At 43.3% G+C, this 15,708-nt stretch carries 15 protein-coding genes, 1 tRNA gene and 1 other annotated feature; all 16 genes read right to left on the bottom strand.

The features are described 5' to 3' along the window. Nucleotides 1-4 precede the first annotated feature (4 nt). Nucleotides 5-1,429 carry a 3-isopropylmalate dehydratase large subunit gene (gene leuC, locus CUU66_RS09125; RefSeq protein ID WP_101641378.1) on the bottom strand — a complete coding sequence of 475 codons (1,425 nt, stop codon included), beginning with the start codon at nt 1,427-1,429 and terminating at the stop codon, nt 5-7. 228 nt (nt 1,430-1,657) lie between these two features. Beyond that, on the bottom strand, nt 1,658-2,770 hold the full coding sequence (gene leuB / locus CUU66_RS09130; protein WP_101641379.1) for a 3-isopropylmalate dehydrogenase: 1,113 nt from the start codon (nt 2,768-2,770) through the stop codon (nt 1,658-1,660). A 26-nt stretch (nt 2,771-2,796) separates the two neighbouring features. Continuing rightward, on the bottom strand, nt 2,797-4,332 hold the full coding sequence (locus CUU66_RS09135; protein WP_101641380.1) for a 2-isopropylmalate synthase: 1,536 nt from the start codon (nt 4,330-4,332) through the stop codon (nt 2,797-2,799). Beyond that, complete coding sequence (gene ilvC / locus CUU66_RS09140; RefSeq protein WP_101641381.1) at nt 4,319-5,350, bottom strand: ketol-acid reductoisomerase; 1,032 nt, start codon at nt 5,348-5,350, stop codon at nt 4,319-4,321. Before ilvC ends, CUU66_RS09135 begins: the two co-directional genes overlap by 14 nt. Before the next feature lie 40 nt (nt 5,351-5,390). After that, on the bottom strand, nt 5,391-5,906 hold the full coding sequence (gene ilvN, locus CUU66_RS09145; RefSeq protein ID WP_101641382.1) for an acetolactate synthase small subunit: 516 nt from the start codon (nt 5,904-5,906) through the stop codon (nt 5,391-5,393). A gap of 3 nt (nt 5,907-5,909) precedes the next feature. Continuing rightward, a complete protein-coding gene (ilvB, locus tag CUU66_RS09150; protein ID WP_101641433.1) occupies nt 5,910-7,619 on the bottom strand; it encodes an acetolactate synthase large subunit in 1,710 nt (569 codons plus the stop codon). Nucleotides 7,620-7,709: 90 nt separating this feature from the next. Next, nucleotides 7,710-7,963: a binding site (T-box leader), on the bottom strand. Nucleotides 7,964-8,176: 213 nt separating this feature from the next. Continuing rightward, on the bottom strand, nt 8,177-8,506 hold the full coding sequence (locus CUU66_RS09155) for a hypothetical protein (RefSeq protein WP_101641383.1): 330 nt from the start codon (nt 8,504-8,506) through the stop codon (nt 8,177-8,179). Between the two features lie 207 nt (nt 8,507-8,713). After that, nucleotides 8,714-8,787 (bottom strand) — tRNA-Arg (locus tag CUU66_RS09160). A gap of 151 nt (nt 8,788-8,938) precedes the next feature. Continuing rightward, nucleotides 8,939-9,448 (bottom strand): metallophosphoesterase, encoded by a 510-nt coding sequence (locus CUU66_RS09165; protein ID WP_101641384.1) that lies wholly within the window; start codon nt 9,446-9,448, stop codon nt 8,939-8,941. Further along, complete coding sequence (locus CUU66_RS09170) at nt 9,445-10,056, bottom strand: XTP/dITP diphosphatase (RefSeq protein ID WP_101641385.1); 612 nt, start codon at nt 10,054-10,056, stop codon at nt 9,445-9,447. Before CUU66_RS09170 ends, CUU66_RS09165 begins: the two co-directional genes overlap by 4 nt. Nucleotides 10,057-10,062: 6 nt before the next feature. After that, nucleotides 10,063-10,806 carry a ribonuclease PH gene (rph, locus tag CUU66_RS09175; protein WP_101641386.1) on the bottom strand — a complete coding sequence of 248 codons (744 nt, stop codon included), beginning with the start codon at nt 10,804-10,806 and terminating at the stop codon, nt 10,063-10,065. Nucleotides 10,807-10,911: 105 nt separating this feature from the next. Continuing rightward, nucleotides 10,912-11,973: a GerMN domain-containing protein gene (locus tag CUU66_RS09180; RefSeq protein ID WP_101641387.1), complete on the bottom strand. Its 1,062-nt coding sequence runs from the start codon at nt 11,971-11,973 to the stop codon at nt 10,912-10,914. A gap of 169 nt (nt 11,974-12,142) precedes the next feature. Continuing rightward, nucleotides 12,143-12,943 (bottom strand): glutamate racemase, encoded by an 801-nt coding sequence (gene racE / locus CUU66_RS09185; protein ID WP_101641388.1) that lies wholly within the window; start codon nt 12,941-12,943, stop codon nt 12,143-12,145. A 10-nt stretch (nt 12,944-12,953) separates the two neighbouring features. After that, nucleotides 12,954-13,403, bottom strand: a complete 450-nt coding sequence (locus CUU66_RS09190; protein WP_101641389.1) for a MarR family winged helix-turn-helix transcriptional regulator — start codon at nt 13,401-13,403, stop codon at nt 12,954-12,956. 1,085 nt (nt 13,404-14,488) lie between these two features. Further along, nucleotides 14,489-14,713, bottom strand: coding sequence for a helix-turn-helix domain-containing protein (locus CUU66_RS09195; protein WP_026693730.1), 225 nt, complete (start codon nt 14,711-14,713; stop codon nt 14,489-14,491). 178 nt (nt 14,714-14,891) lie between these two features. Then, on the bottom strand, nt 14,892-15,377 hold the full coding sequence (locus tag CUU66_RS09200; protein ID WP_101641390.1) for an acyl-CoA thioesterase: 486 nt from the start codon (nt 15,375-15,377) through the stop codon (nt 14,892-14,894). Nucleotides 15,378-15,708 lie beyond the last annotated feature (331 nt).

Genomic DNA, 15,708 nt, shown 5'->3' on the forward strand with positions numbered 1-15,708 from the left:
TTGATTAAGAGTGTACTGTTTCAACCCGTGAATACTCTTCTTTTCTGATATCTACAAATCTCCCATAAACCGCTGCTGCTGCGGCCATTACAGGACTGACAAGATGTGTCCTGGCCCCAGCCCCCTGCCTTCCTTCAAAATTACGGTTTGAAGTAGAGGCACAATGTTCACCTGGGGGAACGACATCAGGATTCATGCTCAAGCACATACTGCAGCCTGAATCTCTCCATTCAAAGCCAGCATCTCTAAAGATGTCATCCAGGCCTTCAGCTTCTGCAAGCTTTTTAACATTTTGAGATCCTGGAACAACCAGAGCCCTTACACCCTCTTTGACCCTTCTCCCTTTTACCCAGTGTGCTGCCGCACGCAAATCTTCCATTCTAGAATTGGTACAGGAACCTATAAACACATGCTGAACAGGTATGGCCTCTATATCCATTCCCTCGCTTAGCCCCATATATTGAAGGGCTGAGGCAAGAGACTTCTTATCTGTAGGAGATACCGCGGACTCTAGTACAGGAATTTGTTCATCAACAGGACTGCTCATGCCTGGATTTGTCCCCCAGCTTACCATTGGAGAGATATCTGCCCCTTCAATTTCAAGGATTTTATCATATTCAGCGTCATCATCACTGGCAAAACTTCGCCATTTATTTGCCGCCTTTTCAAATTCTATTCCTGCAGATACATACTTTCTCCCTTTTAAATACGAGATTGTAGTTTCATCCGGACTTACCAGACCAGCCCGTGCACCGCCTTCGATTGACATATTGCAGATGGTCATCCGTTCTTCCATAGACATGGAGGATATAACTGCTCCACAATATTCGATTACATAACCGGTACCAAAGGTTACGCCAAACTTGGAAATTATGTATAAAATAACATCCTTGGCCGTAACACCTTCTTGAAGAGTACCGTTAATCTGCAATTTCAGCGTTTTAGGCTTCGTCTGCCAGAGAGTCTGTGTTGCCAGCACATGTTCTACTTCACTGGTACCAATTCCAAATGCCAGGGCACCAAATGCACCATGAGTGGATGTATGGCTGTCTCCACAGACGATTGTCATTCCCGGGTTTGTAAGACCCAGTTCCGGTCCGATTACATGGACAATCCCCTGTTCTTCACTGTTTAAATCAGCCAGTCTGATCCCGAAATCCCTGCAGTTTTTAGCCAGCGCATCCAACTGATTTCTGGCAATTTCATCCTGGATAAAGTAGCGGTTATACGTAGGAACATTATGGTCCATTGTTGCAAATGTACGATCCGGCCTGCGGACACTTCGCTCCTTGATCCGGAGTCCTTCAAAGGCCTGCGGGGAAGTGACTTCATGGATATAATGCAGATCAATATAAAGTAAGTCAGGTTTGTTTTCTTCCTGCACCACCTGGTGGGAGTCCCAAATTTTTTGGATAATCGATTTCCCCATACGATCCTTCCTCTCTTTTATAGGATAAGGTCCTGCGCTTTCCGGCAAGCTCTGTTAAACGTAGCTATTGATTGCAGTTAACGGCACTCGCTTTCCACGGGAGTCCGCATTTTCCATCCCCATTAACATAGTGGCAAAAATTCACCAATGTTCTTTAACACAGCCCCTTCCTTAAAAAAGGCATACTTTCCGTTTAAACCAGGGAAAATATGCCTATGGATTCAACAATTACGCATATGCTCCCATAATCTGTGAAATAGCTTCATCACCAAGCATTGAAATTTTTATCTCTTCCGTCATCTGTTCAGTTGTTAACGATTTTGTTCTGCCGCCTGCCAGGTCTGCCGTCCGGTATCCGGCTTCCAGGACGCTTTCCACCGCAGCCTCCACCGCCTTCGCTTCCTCTTCAAGACTGAAGCTGTTGCGCAGCATAGATGCTGCAGAAAGTATAGCTGCAATTGGATTAGCTTTGTTTTGCCCGGCAATATCCGGAGCTGAACCGTGTATAGGCTCATATAGATTAGGTCCTTCAGAAGAAATACTTGCAGAAGGAAGCATTCCGAGAGAACCCGTTAATACTGAGGCTTCGTCGCTTAAGATATCTCCAAACATATTCTCCGTTACGACTACATCGAACTGTCTTGGATTTCTGATCAGCTGCATGGCTGCATTATCGACCAGCATATGCTCTAATTCGACAGCAGGAAAATCCTTAGAAACCTCTTCAGCAACTTCTCTCCACATTCTGCTGGACTCCAATACATTCGCTTTATCGACAGAAGTCACCTTTCCCCTTCTTTTCTCTGCAAGGGTAAAAGCTAATTCAATAATTCTTTTAATCTCGTATCTGTGATATACAAGAGTATCTACAACGGTTTCCTGGCCATCTTCCACACGCCTGCCGCTCGGTTTCCCAAAATAAAGGCCGCCAGTTAACTCTCTTACAATAACAAAATCCGCATCTTGAATGACTTCCTTCCGCAGCGGGGAAGCTTCACTTAGACTGGCATAAAAGGATATGGGCCTCAAATTTGCATATAAGCTCAGATGCTTTCGAATAGAGAGGAGCCCTTTTTCAGGCCTTAAGTGCGGTGGGTTGTGATCCCATTTAGGTCCGCCCACCGCCCCTAATAATACGGCATCACTATCCTTGCAGAGAGTCACTGTTTCCTCCGGGAGTGGATGGCCGGTCTTGTCTATGGCAGTCCCGCCGATCAATCCATAATTAAATTGAAATTCATGGCCGTATCTGTCAGCCACGGCCTTTAAGATTTCAACAGCACCCCTTGTTACTTCTGTTCCAATTCCATCACCAGGTAAAACAGCAATTTTCTTTTGCATATATGCCAGCCCCTTCCCGTCTTGTGTTATGCGTTTAATACAGCCGTTTTTTCATTCATATACAGAACTCGGTTTACAGCATTGAGATAAGCTTTTGCTGATGCTTCGAGAACATCCTGCGCTAATCCGCGTCCGCTTGTTTCTTGTTCCTGATATCTCATCTTTACATATACCTGCGCCAAAGCATCTCTGCCTGCACCTACGGATTGAATTCTATAGTCCAGCAGATTAACCGGTCCATCGACACATCTCTCGAGAGTGTTATATAAAGCCTCAATGCTTCCTGCTCCTGTCGCGGCTTCCTGTATCGCTTCATTATTGAATCCTTTTAGAGTGACCGTCGCCGTAGGAACCTGGTTTGTACCATATTGCACCTGAATGGATTCAAGCTGAAGGAAGTTCTCTCCTTCTGATAATGTTTCTTCAAGGACAAGTGCCACCAGATCTTCGTCAGTCATTTCCTTTTTCTTATCAGCCAGTGCTTTAAAGGTGATGAAAAGTTTATTCGCTTCCTCTTCAGAGACCTTGAGCTCCAGTTCCTGAAGCCTGTTCCGGAAAGCATGCCTGCCTGAGTGCTTGCCAAGCACCATGGAATTTTCAGATACCCCGACCAAGTCAGGTGAAATGATTTCATAAGTCGACTTTTCTTTTAAAACTCCATCCTGGTGAATTCCTGATTCATGAGCAAAAGCATTTCTGCCTACAACAGCCTTATTTGGAGGGATGATCATACCGGTCAGCTTGCTGACAAGGTCACTGGTTCTCTTGATTTCTTTAAGGTTCAGGCGGGTTGAAGCCTTGTAATGATCAGCTCTTGTATACAGGGCTACAGCCACTGCTTCAAGCGCCGCATTGCCTGCCCTTTCTCCAATACCATTTATTGTTCCTTCTATTTGATTGGCCCCCGCTTCAACTGCCGCAAGTGAATTTGCTATGGCCATTCCCAGGTCATCATGGCAATGAGCTGAAAGCTGGACTTTATCGATGGAAGGTACATTTTCCCTTAGGTATCTAAATATGTTGCCATATTCGATGGGAGTAATGTAACCAACTGTATCTGGAATATTAATGATTTGTGCTCCCGCACGAATGACTTGCTCAACAATATGCGCAAGATAATCCAATTCAGTCCGGCATGCATCTTCTGCAGACCACTGAACGATAGGAAATCTGGCGGCTGCATACTTTACCGCGCTTACCGCCGTTTCTACTACCTGCTCCTTTGTCTGCTTTAATTTAAACTGCCGGTGTATCGGGGATGTAGCCAGGAACACGTGGAGCCGGGGTTCTGCGCCATCTTTCAGCGCTTCCCAGGCAGCATCCATATCACCCTTCACGGATCTTGCCAGTCCTGTTACGGATGAATTCCGCACCACATTTGCAATTTCAGCCACTGAAGCAAAGTCACCCTTTGATGCAGCCGGGAATCCAGCTTCAATGATATCGACACCTAGCTTTTCCAATTGTTTGGATATTTCCAGTTTTTCTGAAAAATTCAGGTTCACTCCTGCAGACTGTTCTCCGTCACGTAATGTAGTGTCAAATATTTTAATTTTTCGCAAGTGCAGCCACTTCTTTCTTTTGTGCTTGCTTTTGATTGACGAACGGCATCATGGCACGAAGCTCACGGCCCACTTTTTCAATCGGATGTTCTTTTTCACTTTCATTGATCGCATTAAAGACTGGGCGGTTTGCCTGATTTTCCAGGATCCATCCTTTTGCAAACTGGCCTTGCTGGATATCGGTTAGAACCCGCTTCATTTCTTTCTTAACTTCTTCGTTCACGACTCTAGGCCCTGATACAAAGTCACCCCATTGAGCGGTATCCGAAATGGAATATCTCATTCCTTCGAGTCCGCCTTCATACATCAGGTCAACGATCAGCTTCAATTCATGCAAACACTCAAAGTAGGCCAGTTCAGGCTGATAACCAGCTTCTGTCAATGTTTCAAACCCGGCTTTTACCAGGGAAGTCAATCCCCCGCAAAGAACTGCCTGCTCCCCGAATAAGTCAGTTTCCGTTTCTTCCTTAAATGTCGTTTCAAGACCACCTGCACGAAGGGACCCAATTCCGTAAGCATACGCAAGGGCAAGCTCTCTTGCATCTCCAGTAACATCCTGGTGGATAGCGAACAGCGCCGGTACTCCCGCCCCCTGTTCAAAGGTTCTGCGCACAAGATGTCCCGGACCTTTTGGTGCTACCAGAAGTACATCCACATCCTGCGGCGCTACAATCTGGTTAAAATGAACATTAAATCCGTGAGCAAACATTAATGCTTGGCCTGGTCGCAGCACCGGAGCAATTTCTTCGTTATAAACCTTTGTCTGCCTTTCATCAGGAAGGAGAATCATAATTACATCTGCCTGCCCTGCTGCCTCTCTTACATTGTATACAGCGAAACCGTCGTTTACTGCGCTATTCCATGACTTCCCTTCCCGGAGTCCGATTACTACTTCAACCCCGCTGTCACGAAGGTTCTGTGCATGTGCATGTCCCTGTGAGCCGTAGCCGATCACTGCAACCTTCTTATTATTAAAATACTGTTGATTTGCGTCTCCATTGTAATAAACCTTTGCCATTTTTCATTCTCTCCCTTTATTTCAATTTTTTATGTTTTTGTTATACAATTGACAGGCTCTTCGAACCCTGTGATTTCTGGGTTCCTCTTAAAAAGGCTGTAGTTCCTGTACGGGCAAGCTCTTTAATTCCATATGGCCTCAATAATTCGATAAAGGCTTCAATTTTTTCCGTTTCACCCGTTATTTGGATGATAAGACTATCCCTGCTTATATCTACAACCGAACCCCGAAACGGCTCGATCAGTGAATAAATTTCGCTCCTTGTCTGCGTGGAAGCTGATACTTTAACTAATGCCAGTTCCCTTGCTACAATCGCCTGATCCGTTATATCCATTACCTTTATGATGTCAATCTGCTTATTAAGCTGCTTGGTTATTTGTTCAAGCTCTTTATCGTTTTCAACCTGCACTACGACAGTTATCCTTGAAATTTCCGGCTGTTCGGAGCTGCCTACAGTGATACTCTCAATGTTATAGCTTCTTTTTGAAAACAAATTAGTGATTCTGTTTAGAACTCCCGGTCTATTCATGACGGTGAGTGTTATAATTCCTTTCATTTCTTACACACCCTCCATTTCATGGAGTCCCTTCCCTGGGGCAACCATAGGATAGACATTTTCTTCCTGCAAAACACGGAAATCTAGGAGTACAGGTTCATTTAGTGTAAAAGCTTCCTTCATCTTATCCCGTGCTTCCTGTTCGGTATGAATCTGAAAGGCTTTAATTCCATAAGCTTCCGCCAGTTTTACAAAGGATGGTTGAGAATGAAGCAGGCTGTGTGAATAGCGTTCATTATAGAAGGTCTGCTGCCACTGCCTAACCATGCCCAGCGCATGATTATTAATGATGATAATCTTGATTGGGAGCTTTAACTCAGCAATCACTCCCAGTTCCTGAAGAGTCATCTGAAATCCTCCATCACCAACGACTGACACTACTTTTGCCTCCGGCTTGGCCAGCTGGGCTCCAATCGCCGCAGGAAGCCCAAATCCCATCGTTCCTAATCCTCCTGATGTAACCCAGGCATGCGGTTTATTGAACCTGTAAAACTGTGCCGCCCACATCTGATGCTGGCCAACATCTGTCGTAATTATGGCTTCACCTTTAGTTTCTTTATGAAGCAGTTCCAATACAAATTGGGGTTTTAAAGAATCTCCCTTCTGCTCATATCGGAGCGGAAACTCTTTGTTCCATTGATGAAGCTGCCTGATCCATTCTTCTGATTCCGCTTTTTCTTGATCTTGTTCGTTAAGCATATCCAGGGCTTCTTTTGCATCCCCTACAATCGGGATCTTCGTAGGCACGTTCTTCCCTATTTCTACGGGGTCAATATCAATATGTGCCACAGTTGCTAAAGGAGCAAAATCTTTTAAATTACCTGTCAGCCGGTCATCAAAGCGGGCTCCTATATTTATGAGCAAATCACAATTTGATAAAGCCATATTTGCTGCATATACTCCATGCATTCCAGCCATCCCGATAAAAAGAGGATGTTCTGCCGGAAAACCGCCTAGGCCGAGGAGAGTATGCACAACGGGAATCTGCTGTTTCTCGGCAAAGCTTTTAAGCTCTTCATGCGCTTTGGAGATTAAAACTCCAGCACCCGCAAGAATCAATGGCCTTTTAGCTTTTGTAATCTCTTCACAAAGTTTTTTTATCTGCAGATAATTAGGAGTCAGCTTTGGCTGATAGCCTGGAAGATTCAACACCGGGTCTTCATCGACTTCCGCTGACAGTACAGCCATATCCTTTGGAACATCTATTAATACGGGACCTGGCCTTCCGCTTGATGCAATATAAAAAGCTTCCTTAATGATCCTTGGAAAGTCTTTTGGGTTTCTTACCTGGTAATTGTGTTTCGTTATGGGAGTAGTGATTCCCAAGACGTCTGCCTCTTGAAAAGCATCCGTACCGATAACCCCTGTTGCTACCTGACCGGTCAGCACCACAAGCGGTATGGAATCGATTAAAGCATCAGCAAGTCCTGTTACAATATTGGTTGCACCAGGACCAGAAGTTGCAATCACCACCCCTGGTTTTCCTGTGATCCTTGCATATCCTTCCGCTGCATGTATGGCTCCCTGTTCGTGCCTTGCTAGAATATGAGGAATTCCTGCATTGTAAAGACTATCGTAAATGGGAAGAACCGCTCCCCCTGGATATCCGAAAATCACTTCGACATTCTCTCTCTTCAAGCTGTCCATGAGTATGTCCGCACCGCTTTTCATCAGTGCTTCGCCTTTACGTTCTGCAAGAGCCGTTTTTTGCATCCCTTCTCCTTCCTCCCAATCAATCTTCTTAATTTTTAAAAACAAAAAGCCTTTTCACCACCTGCATCCTCCATTTGAACAACAGAAGAATAAAGGGGTGAAAAGGCATTAATCCCATCCACGGTACCACCCTAATTCGCACAAAGTAATGTGCGCACTTACTGGAAGCATAGCTTCCGATTTTGGTAACGGGTAATGGCGATTACCCGTTCAGCTCTACTTGGTAAAACCTTTCAAGCTGAAACTCTGAGGTGAGTTCATCAAAAGGGCAGTACCGGTTCCCAGCTGCCCGGCTCTCTGTACCTGCTTTACTCCTGACTACTTTTCCTCATCAACGCGTTACATGTATAAGTTATGAGATTTGGACCGCCATTTACTTGGCTGACCAAGTTATATTTGTTGATTATATTACGCCCTCTGCCAGCGCGAGTCAATCCCTATTTTTCAAATTTTTAGACTATTTAGATTTATTGGAAAGGTTGTATCCGCTTACATAATTGATATAAAGCGTTTTTTCAAAGAAGGAATTTTTTTATATTTTCCTTCATTTACTTTATTTATTGCTGATAGTGGGAAAATGTTCCTGTCGCCTGCTGGAAAGGAGAACCTGTCATGGATTGCTGTCTACTCAATTCCTGCTGCAGTTGGTTACACATATTTAAAACTTGCTGACATCCTTGCAATGCAATATCGTGTGCACGAAGAGATTGCTGCAGATTGCGTGCTGCCTGTTCTTCGCGTGCAACCAACTGCTGGAGCATCTGTGCGTTCTGCTGCTCTTGGCGCATCATTTGGTTGTACATTTGATTGCTTTGCTGTGTTTGCTGCATTAATTGAGTTGCAATCTGACGGCACTGATTGATCATCTGGATGCTGTTAGTATTCATAACGGGAACCCCTCCAGGTACATATTTTTGGAATCACCCGGCTGCCTGCACGTTTAATTCCTGTCTTAATGTGTGACTTAACCCGGATAGTCATGTACTTCACGAAACATTACAATTATTTACCGAACGGTCCTTAATCTCCGGTCCGCAAAAATAAAAAAGCCGGCATACCAGGTGAATGGTATATCGGCTTTTTACTTAGGTTAGCGTCCCAGGAGAGATTCGAACTCCCGACCGACGGCTTAGAAGGCCGTTGCTCTATCCAGCTGAGCTACTGGGACATAATAAGAAGTAATTTTTTTAATGTTTTTCTTGAGGACATTTTTTATTATAGTGCCATAACGTTCGAAAGTCAACAATCTTTTTAAAACTTTTTTGAAAAAGTTTCAGGGAGAGGATTTTCGGTTTCTCCCTGATTTATTATACACAACTCTACTCGAAATGATAAGTCCTACTTAAATTTTTTATTAAGTTTCCATCCATGCTGTAGAATTGCACAGTTACATGGCGGCTTTGCATATCGAGCAGCACATACGTCTTATCACGTATTCCTTTTGGCAGCCTTATGCTTCCAGGGTTAATGAACAGCCTTCCCCCGATCATTTCTGAACCTGCGATGTGAGAATGGCCGAAACATACGATTTCTGCCTGTTCCTCCTCCGCCTGGTAGGACAGATTCATAAGAGTCATTTTTACATTATAAAGGTGGCCATGCGTAACAAAGAACCTATAACCTAACATTTCCTTAGAAATTGATTTTGGAAATCTGGAATCAAAGTCGCAATTTCCCCGAACGTACTGAAATCCATCGAGCGCCTCATGTCCAAAATCCAGCTCTGAGTCGCCGCAGTGAATAAAGACGTCCGCATCCTTATGCCGGATTTTTAATTCCGTCAGCTCATCAATCAGCCCATGACTGTCGCTTATGATTAGAGCTTTCATGATAATCTTTCTCTTTCTAAAAATGAATCGAGAAGGCTTTCTAATTCTTTCAACGCATGAGCCCGGTGGCTAATTTTGTTCTTTTCCTGAGATGAAAGCTCTGCCATGGTCTTCCCTAAATCTTTTACAAAGAAAATCGGATCATACCCAAAGCCGCTATCTCCTCGCGGCTCATTAATGATCAGTCCTTCTACACTGCCTGCTACGGTTATGGTTTCCTGATTAGGAGACGCGAGCGCCAATGAACAATAAAACCTGGCTGTCCTTTCACCTTCCGGAACTCCTCTGAGCTCTTCAAGCACTTTTTCAAGATTCGCCTGGTCATTCTTGTCCTCACCGGCATACCTTGCAGAAAAAATTCCGGGTCTGCCATCAAGGGCATCCACAATAAGGCCTGAATCATCTGCCACTACAAAATGTCCTGCCTGTCTTGCAATGGCTTCTGCCTTAATTACAGCATTCTCTTCAAAAGAGGATCCTGTTTCCTCTACATCCGGAGCATTCGGGATATCTAAGAGTGTAAGAACCTCGTATCCCTTTGAAGCAAATAGACTTTCAAATTCCTTTGCCTTCCCCTTATTTTTAGTGGCAATCAATACTGTTTTCACCGTTTCTCACCCTTTACCGATTTTAGAAGCTATTTCACCCAGAGCTTCCTGCTGAACGCCAATCAGGCTGTCGATGCCTTCACGGGCCATACCAAGAATAGTTTGCAGCTGATCATAGGTAAATGTCGCTTCTTCGCCAGTTCCCTGTAGTTCGACAAATTCTCCGCTCCCGGTCATAATCACATTCATATCAACGGAAGCCTGGGAATCTTCATGATAGTTCAAGTCTAACACAACCTGATCGCCAGAGATAATCCCCGCACTTGTGGCAGCAAGGAATTGCTTGATCGGAAAAACTGGCAGTTTCTTTTCACTATGAATCTTATTAACAGCAAGTGCCATAGCTACAAATGCACCTGTAATCGAAGCAGTTCTCGTGCCTCCATCCGCCTGTATCACATCACAATCGATCCAGATTGTTCTTTCTCCCAATGCTTCCAGACTTACCACCGCCCGCAGCGCCCGGCCGATAAGTCTTTGAATTTCCATCGTTCTTCCTGTCACTTTCCCCTTTGAAGATTCCCGGATATTGCGCTGTTCTGTAGCCCGGGGAAGCATGGAGTATTCCGCATTGATCCACCCTTTTCCCTGTCCCCGCAAAAAAGGAGGGACTCTTTCCTCAATACTGGCAGAACAAATAACTTTAGTATTTCCGACAGAAATGAGCACCGAACCTTCTGGATGCATAATATAATCCTTTTGTATATGTACGGGTCTAAGTTCATTACTATTTCTTCCATCTATTCTCAAGTTGGTATGCCTCCTGATATAATGCATGTACTATTAATAAAATAAGAGGCGGAAATCAGTCCCGCCTCTAGCCTTATATCCTATAGTATATCAAAAAAAGCATTTTTAAAAACTGCCTGTGTTTACTTTTTCAGGTCTCGTGACCGGCTCAGTAAGGGATTTTCCATTATCAGTGGTAAGTTTTTCTTTACCATCTACCAATACTTCAACACTTTTAATGTCTTTTTGTTCTGTTAGAGATAGAACTAATGAATCCAGCAAATAACTGGATATCTGATTGTTCTTGGTGCTGTTAAGGACAGATTTATTAAAGTTTAACGTTACTTTCCCATCATCTACTTTGGGGTTATCAAGCAGAGCTATTTCCGGTACAAAGTCAGAAATCAAATTGGATGAATAAGCCGGTCCTTTGATCAGCTCATTAACTGCAGCTGTGACTGGGTCTGCCTTTGTATCTGTTATTCTGCGGGTCACAGGTACATAATAATATTCGCCCTCATCTCCGCCCAGATAGTAGACTGTAATGGATTTGGTATTTGAAATATCCGTGATTCCTGATGTATCGAGGTTGATTCCTACCGATCTTGTCATATCCTTTGTAATCGGAGTATGATTCACAGGCATCTGCGTTAATGCTTTTCCGTTCACTCTGATATTAACCTTCTTAATTGAATCAAACTGTGTCAGTGTCCATGTAATAGACTGTAAAATCTTCTTTTCATCGGCAGCTTTATAATTTTTGAATTCATTAGAGAAGTCAGCGGTGGCCACACCGTCCTTGCTGATATTTAAGTCCACCTTTGTATCAGCTGGCAGGACCGCTCTGAAACCATTAGGAAGCAGCTCTTGTACCGGCCCTTCTGAAACTAGATATTCGAGCGCTTGTTTAGCCACCCCTTCAGAAGTAGGGAGCTCCAGTGTCTGAGGTACAACATAGCCATTTTTATCAATCAAATACAGCTCTGTCTTAATCTCAGCCTTTGCTTCTTTTGCCTCTTTAGCTGAAGTCGTGCCCTTCTCTTTCAGACCTGAAGCATCTTTCAGGTAGGAAACATCTTGCGGCGGGTCTATCTTCTTATCCTCACCGCCAAATAATCCACAGCCTGAAAGCAAGACAGAGGAAGCAAGAACAGTAAAGCAGATTGCTTTTTTTGTATTTTGAGACATTTCAATCCCTCCAAAGACAGTTTGTACTACTATTTATACGAGCCTTCTTATAAAATAGACCGCTGTGGAAAATTAAATTTGGACAAAGAAAGTCTTTGGGTTAAAAATTCTTCTGCATATAAAAAAGGCCTATTCCAAGAGAGAAAAATTTCTCACTTAGAACAGACCTTTACGCATCGATTTTTACAGTTTCGACTTCATCGATTGGTCTTTCAAGCCAATCAGAAGCGATTTGCTGAAAGATCCCTTTTGAACCTGTTGTATAAAATTTATAAACGGGAGGCTCCGTACTCTTATTCATCTGGCCGTTGTAATGAAGGATTACACTTGCTTCGCTTGCTGTTTCCTCACCTGAAGAAATAACTTCAATGTTTTTACCCATATAGCTGCTGATGACCGGCCCCAGCAGAGGATAATGCGTACAGCCTAAAATAAGAGTATCGAGTTTTTTGGTTTTTAAAGACTTGAGCGTTTCTGCTACAACTTTTTTTGCAATCGGACTTTTAAACTCTCCGCTCTCTACGATCGATACAAATTTTGGACATGCTAAACTCTCTACTCTCGTAAGCGGATTTATATTTTTCAATGCTGTTTCATACGCACCGCTTTTAATCGTCCCGTCCGTTCCGAGAACACCTATATGCAGGTTGCGGGTCAGCTTCAGTGCAGCCCGTGCCCCTGGATAAATGACACCCAGGACAGGTATCGAAAGTTCATTTCTTATTTCATCTAATACAGCAGCAGTGGCAGTATTGCAGGCAATGATCAGCATCTTAATATTTCGCTTCAATAAGAACCTCGTCATCTGCCATGTAAACTGTTTTACCTCTTCCATTGGCCGAGGCCCATACGGACAGCGTGCCGTATCCCCAAGATAGATAATATTTTCATGGGGAAGCTGTCTCATTACTTCTTTGGCCACAGTCAAGCCGCCTACCCCTGAATCTATAATACCAATTGGATATTTCAAAAATCCCGCCTCATTCTTGTTTCATTTCTTGATGCAGCTTGCTTAAGCTGGATTTTAACTGAAGCACTTCCTGATCAGAAAACTGCTCAAATATATCTTTCAAATAATCCTGGCGCTTTACAATCACTTCATCTATAATTTGTTTTCCCACTTCCAGCAGATGGATCCTGACCACCCGGCGGTCGTTTGTATCTTTGACCCTCATTACCAGCGTGTTCTTTTCCATGCGGTCTACTAGATCTGTAGTCGTGCTGCACGCAAGAGCCAGCTTGTTTGAGAGTTCGCCAATCGTCATATCACCCTCTTCAAGCAGCCACTGAAGCGCATAAAATTGCGGAAGCGTGATTGGATAATGATTTAATATCTCTCTGCCTTTCTGCTTAATGATGGCAGATATATATCGCAGATCTTTTTCTATATCAACGACAAGGTCCTGGTTCAATTCATTCTCAATCTTCATTTTTACAGCTCCCACTTTTACATCATAACAAGCTTACACTATCATTTATTGTCTATCAAATAATAACAAATTTCAAGAAGAAAAGCGGAGTACGGTGCTTTTCTTAGATAGTATGTAAAGAGCTGAATGTAAAAGATACTTTTCAGAAGCACAGATAATTGCAAAAAAGCAGACATCTGACTTGCTGATTGGCAAGCGATAGCAAAGACAGAAGCTTAGCCACCCTTATGCGTTACCAGCATAAGAAAAAGCGGCAGCGGAAGGCCGCTTTTTATCTTCGTATGCCGGGAGCAAAAACATCCTTCATCAAAGCTATGAAGGACTAATCTTCGTTGGCGAGGAGTCAAAATGTCCTTCATCAGGGCTATGAAGGACTAATCTTCGTTGCCCAGGAGCCAAAACGTCCTTCATCACAGCTATGAAGGACTAATCTTCGTGTCCCAGGAGTCAAAACGTCCTTCATCAGGGCTATGAAGGACTAATCTTCGTTGGCCAAGAGCCAAAACGTCCTTCATCAGGGCTATGAAGGACTAATCTTCGTTGCCCAGGAGCCAAAACGTCCTTCATCACAGCTATGAAGGACTAATCTTCGTGTCCCAGGAGTCAAAACGTCCTTCATCACAGCTATGAAGGACTAATCTTCGTGTCCCAGGAGTCAAAACGTCCTTCATCACGGCTACGTTGGCCGGAAGCCAAAACATCCTTTATCAGAGCTAAAAAGGGCAAATTTTCGTGTCCCGGGAACCAAAATGTTCTTTCTCACCTAGGAAGAACGCATCTCGTTTGCCGGAAACCAAAGGGACAGTCTTACTTTTTAATGGCGATTGGCTTATGTCCGAAGGTTTCAGTCTGCAGTTGGACCACCCGAAAAGCGGTGCTTTTCATAAATTCCATTCATTTACGAATGATACAAAAGATCAAGGGTTACTAATATTCCTCTAAAAAAAATAGCAATCAGTGAACAGGCAAATAAAAGGAAGTACATTTTCCTTTTATCTGCCATATTCACTTGACTGCTTTTAGCGGTATTTCTAGGTTGAAAAAGTGACAAGCTTGCAGAGGCCGGCAGCTAATTTCATGTATGGTTAAAGCTTTAACTCACCCATACGCAAGAGCTCAACTACAGCTTGAGAACGCCCCTTAACTCCAAGCTTCTGCATGGCATTCGAAATATGATTTCTTACGGTTTTCTCACTAATGAATAACTCACCTGCGATTTCTTTGGTCGTCTTATCCTGCACTAACAACTCGAATACTTCTCTTTCTCGTTTGGTGAGCAATGGCTTATGAGTATATTCGTTCTCCTTCAAGTATGGTAACCCTCCTTGCCTTTACCAGCTATCACCTAGGAATGGGTATATATTTAGTCACCATATCTTATGTTATGGATAGTACGAAAGTGACTGGTTTTAAAGGAAGAGGCAATAAAAAAATGAACTATATTACTACTATGACATACTTGGAAAATTTAAGCCTATTTATTTTAGACTAACCAGCTGAACAAGCATGAGCAGCATGTTGGAGCTTCTCTGCCTCTAATTTATTTTTTTGCTGTTCTGACCAAAAAACGGGTTTCCCAGTATGCCGCGAAATCTGAACTATAGTACCTCTGCCGGTAAATACTATAGTGTCATCCTGACGCGTCCCTTTATAGTGGATATCCACAGAAGAATTGCCAATCGAATGTGCCTTGACATGTATAAGAAGTTCCTCACCAAAATAAACCTGGGCTAAAAAATCACACTGCAGGTCAGCCACTACTGGAATACGGTCATGCTCCGGATTCAGCCAGTCTGCCATAAAGCTAATTGCTTTAAGATACTCAATCCGCGCTTCTTCAAAATAAGTAAAAGGCACCGTATTATTTAGATGCCCGAACATATCTGTTTCTGAAAAGCGGACAGAAACGCTATGCGCAAAGTGGAAAGAATCGCTCCATTCTTTCATGTTTTCAATATAAGCTATACGGGCCATTCTTGTTCCTCCTGAAAAATGAATAGTTATTCATTTATTTTAATGCAATTCTGACTATTTATAAAGCCATATTTTATTATTAACCTCACTTTGGACAGTTGTTGGCAGCCTTGATGTTTGCCATCCAACAATATCAAAATCAGCAGGTTCATAGCGCTGATATAACTACAACACAATTTGCTCAAGTTGTTAATTCTATTAGATGCATGATACTAACTCGTTCAAAATTACTTTTTTCTGCAGCGAGTCCTAAGTAGGCGGTCGTGTTATCTCCATACTAAAACGATCCTCCTAAATGAAGGACCGTACTAGCAATATATCCTTCAAGTTA

Origin of the sequence: Peribacillus deserti (assembly GCF_002863585.1) — a bacterium.
In the GTDB taxonomy this organism is placed as follows: domain Bacteria; phylum Bacillota; class Bacilli; order Bacillales; family DSM-1321; genus Paraperibacillus; species Paraperibacillus deserti_A.

Bases quoted from the DNA above. Each gene is read 5' to 3' on its own strand.
- ilvB (WP_101641433.1), bottom strand. From the start codon at position 7,619: ATGCAAAAAACGGCTCTTGCAGAACGTAAAGGCGAAGCACTGATGAAA.
- leuC (WP_101641378.1), bottom strand. From the start codon at position 1,429: ATGGGGAAATCGATTATCCAAAAAATTTGGGACTCCCACCAGGTGGTG.
- leuB (WP_101641379.1), bottom strand. From the start codon at position 2,770: ATGCAAAAGAAAATTGCTGTTTTACCTGGTGATGGAATTGGAACAGAA.
- CUU66_RS09165 (WP_101641384.1), bottom strand. From the start codon at position 9,448: ATGAAAGCTCTAATCATAAGCGACAGTCATGGGCTGATTGATGAGCTG.
- ilvN (WP_101641382.1), bottom strand. From the start codon at position 5,906: ATGAAAGGAATTATAACACTCACCGTCATGAATAGACCGGGAGTTCTA.
- CUU66_RS09155 (WP_101641383.1), bottom strand. From the start codon at position 8,506: ATGAATACTAACAGCATCCAGATGATCAATCAGTGCCGTCAGATTGCA.
- ilvC (WP_101641381.1), bottom strand. From the start codon at position 5,350: ATGGCAAAGGTTTATTACAATGGAGACGCAAATCAACAGTATTTTAAT.
- CUU66_RS09200 (WP_101641390.1), bottom strand. From the start codon at position 15,377: ATGGCCCGTATAGCTTATATTGAAAACATGAAAGAATGGAGCGATTCT.
- CUU66_RS09180 (WP_101641387.1), bottom strand. From the start codon at position 11,973: ATGTCTCAAAATACAAAAAAAGCAATCTGCTTTACTGTTCTTGCTTCC.
- CUU66_RS09190 (WP_101641389.1), bottom strand. From the start codon at position 13,403: ATGAAGATTGAGAATGAATTGAACCAGGACCTTGTCGTTGATATAGAA.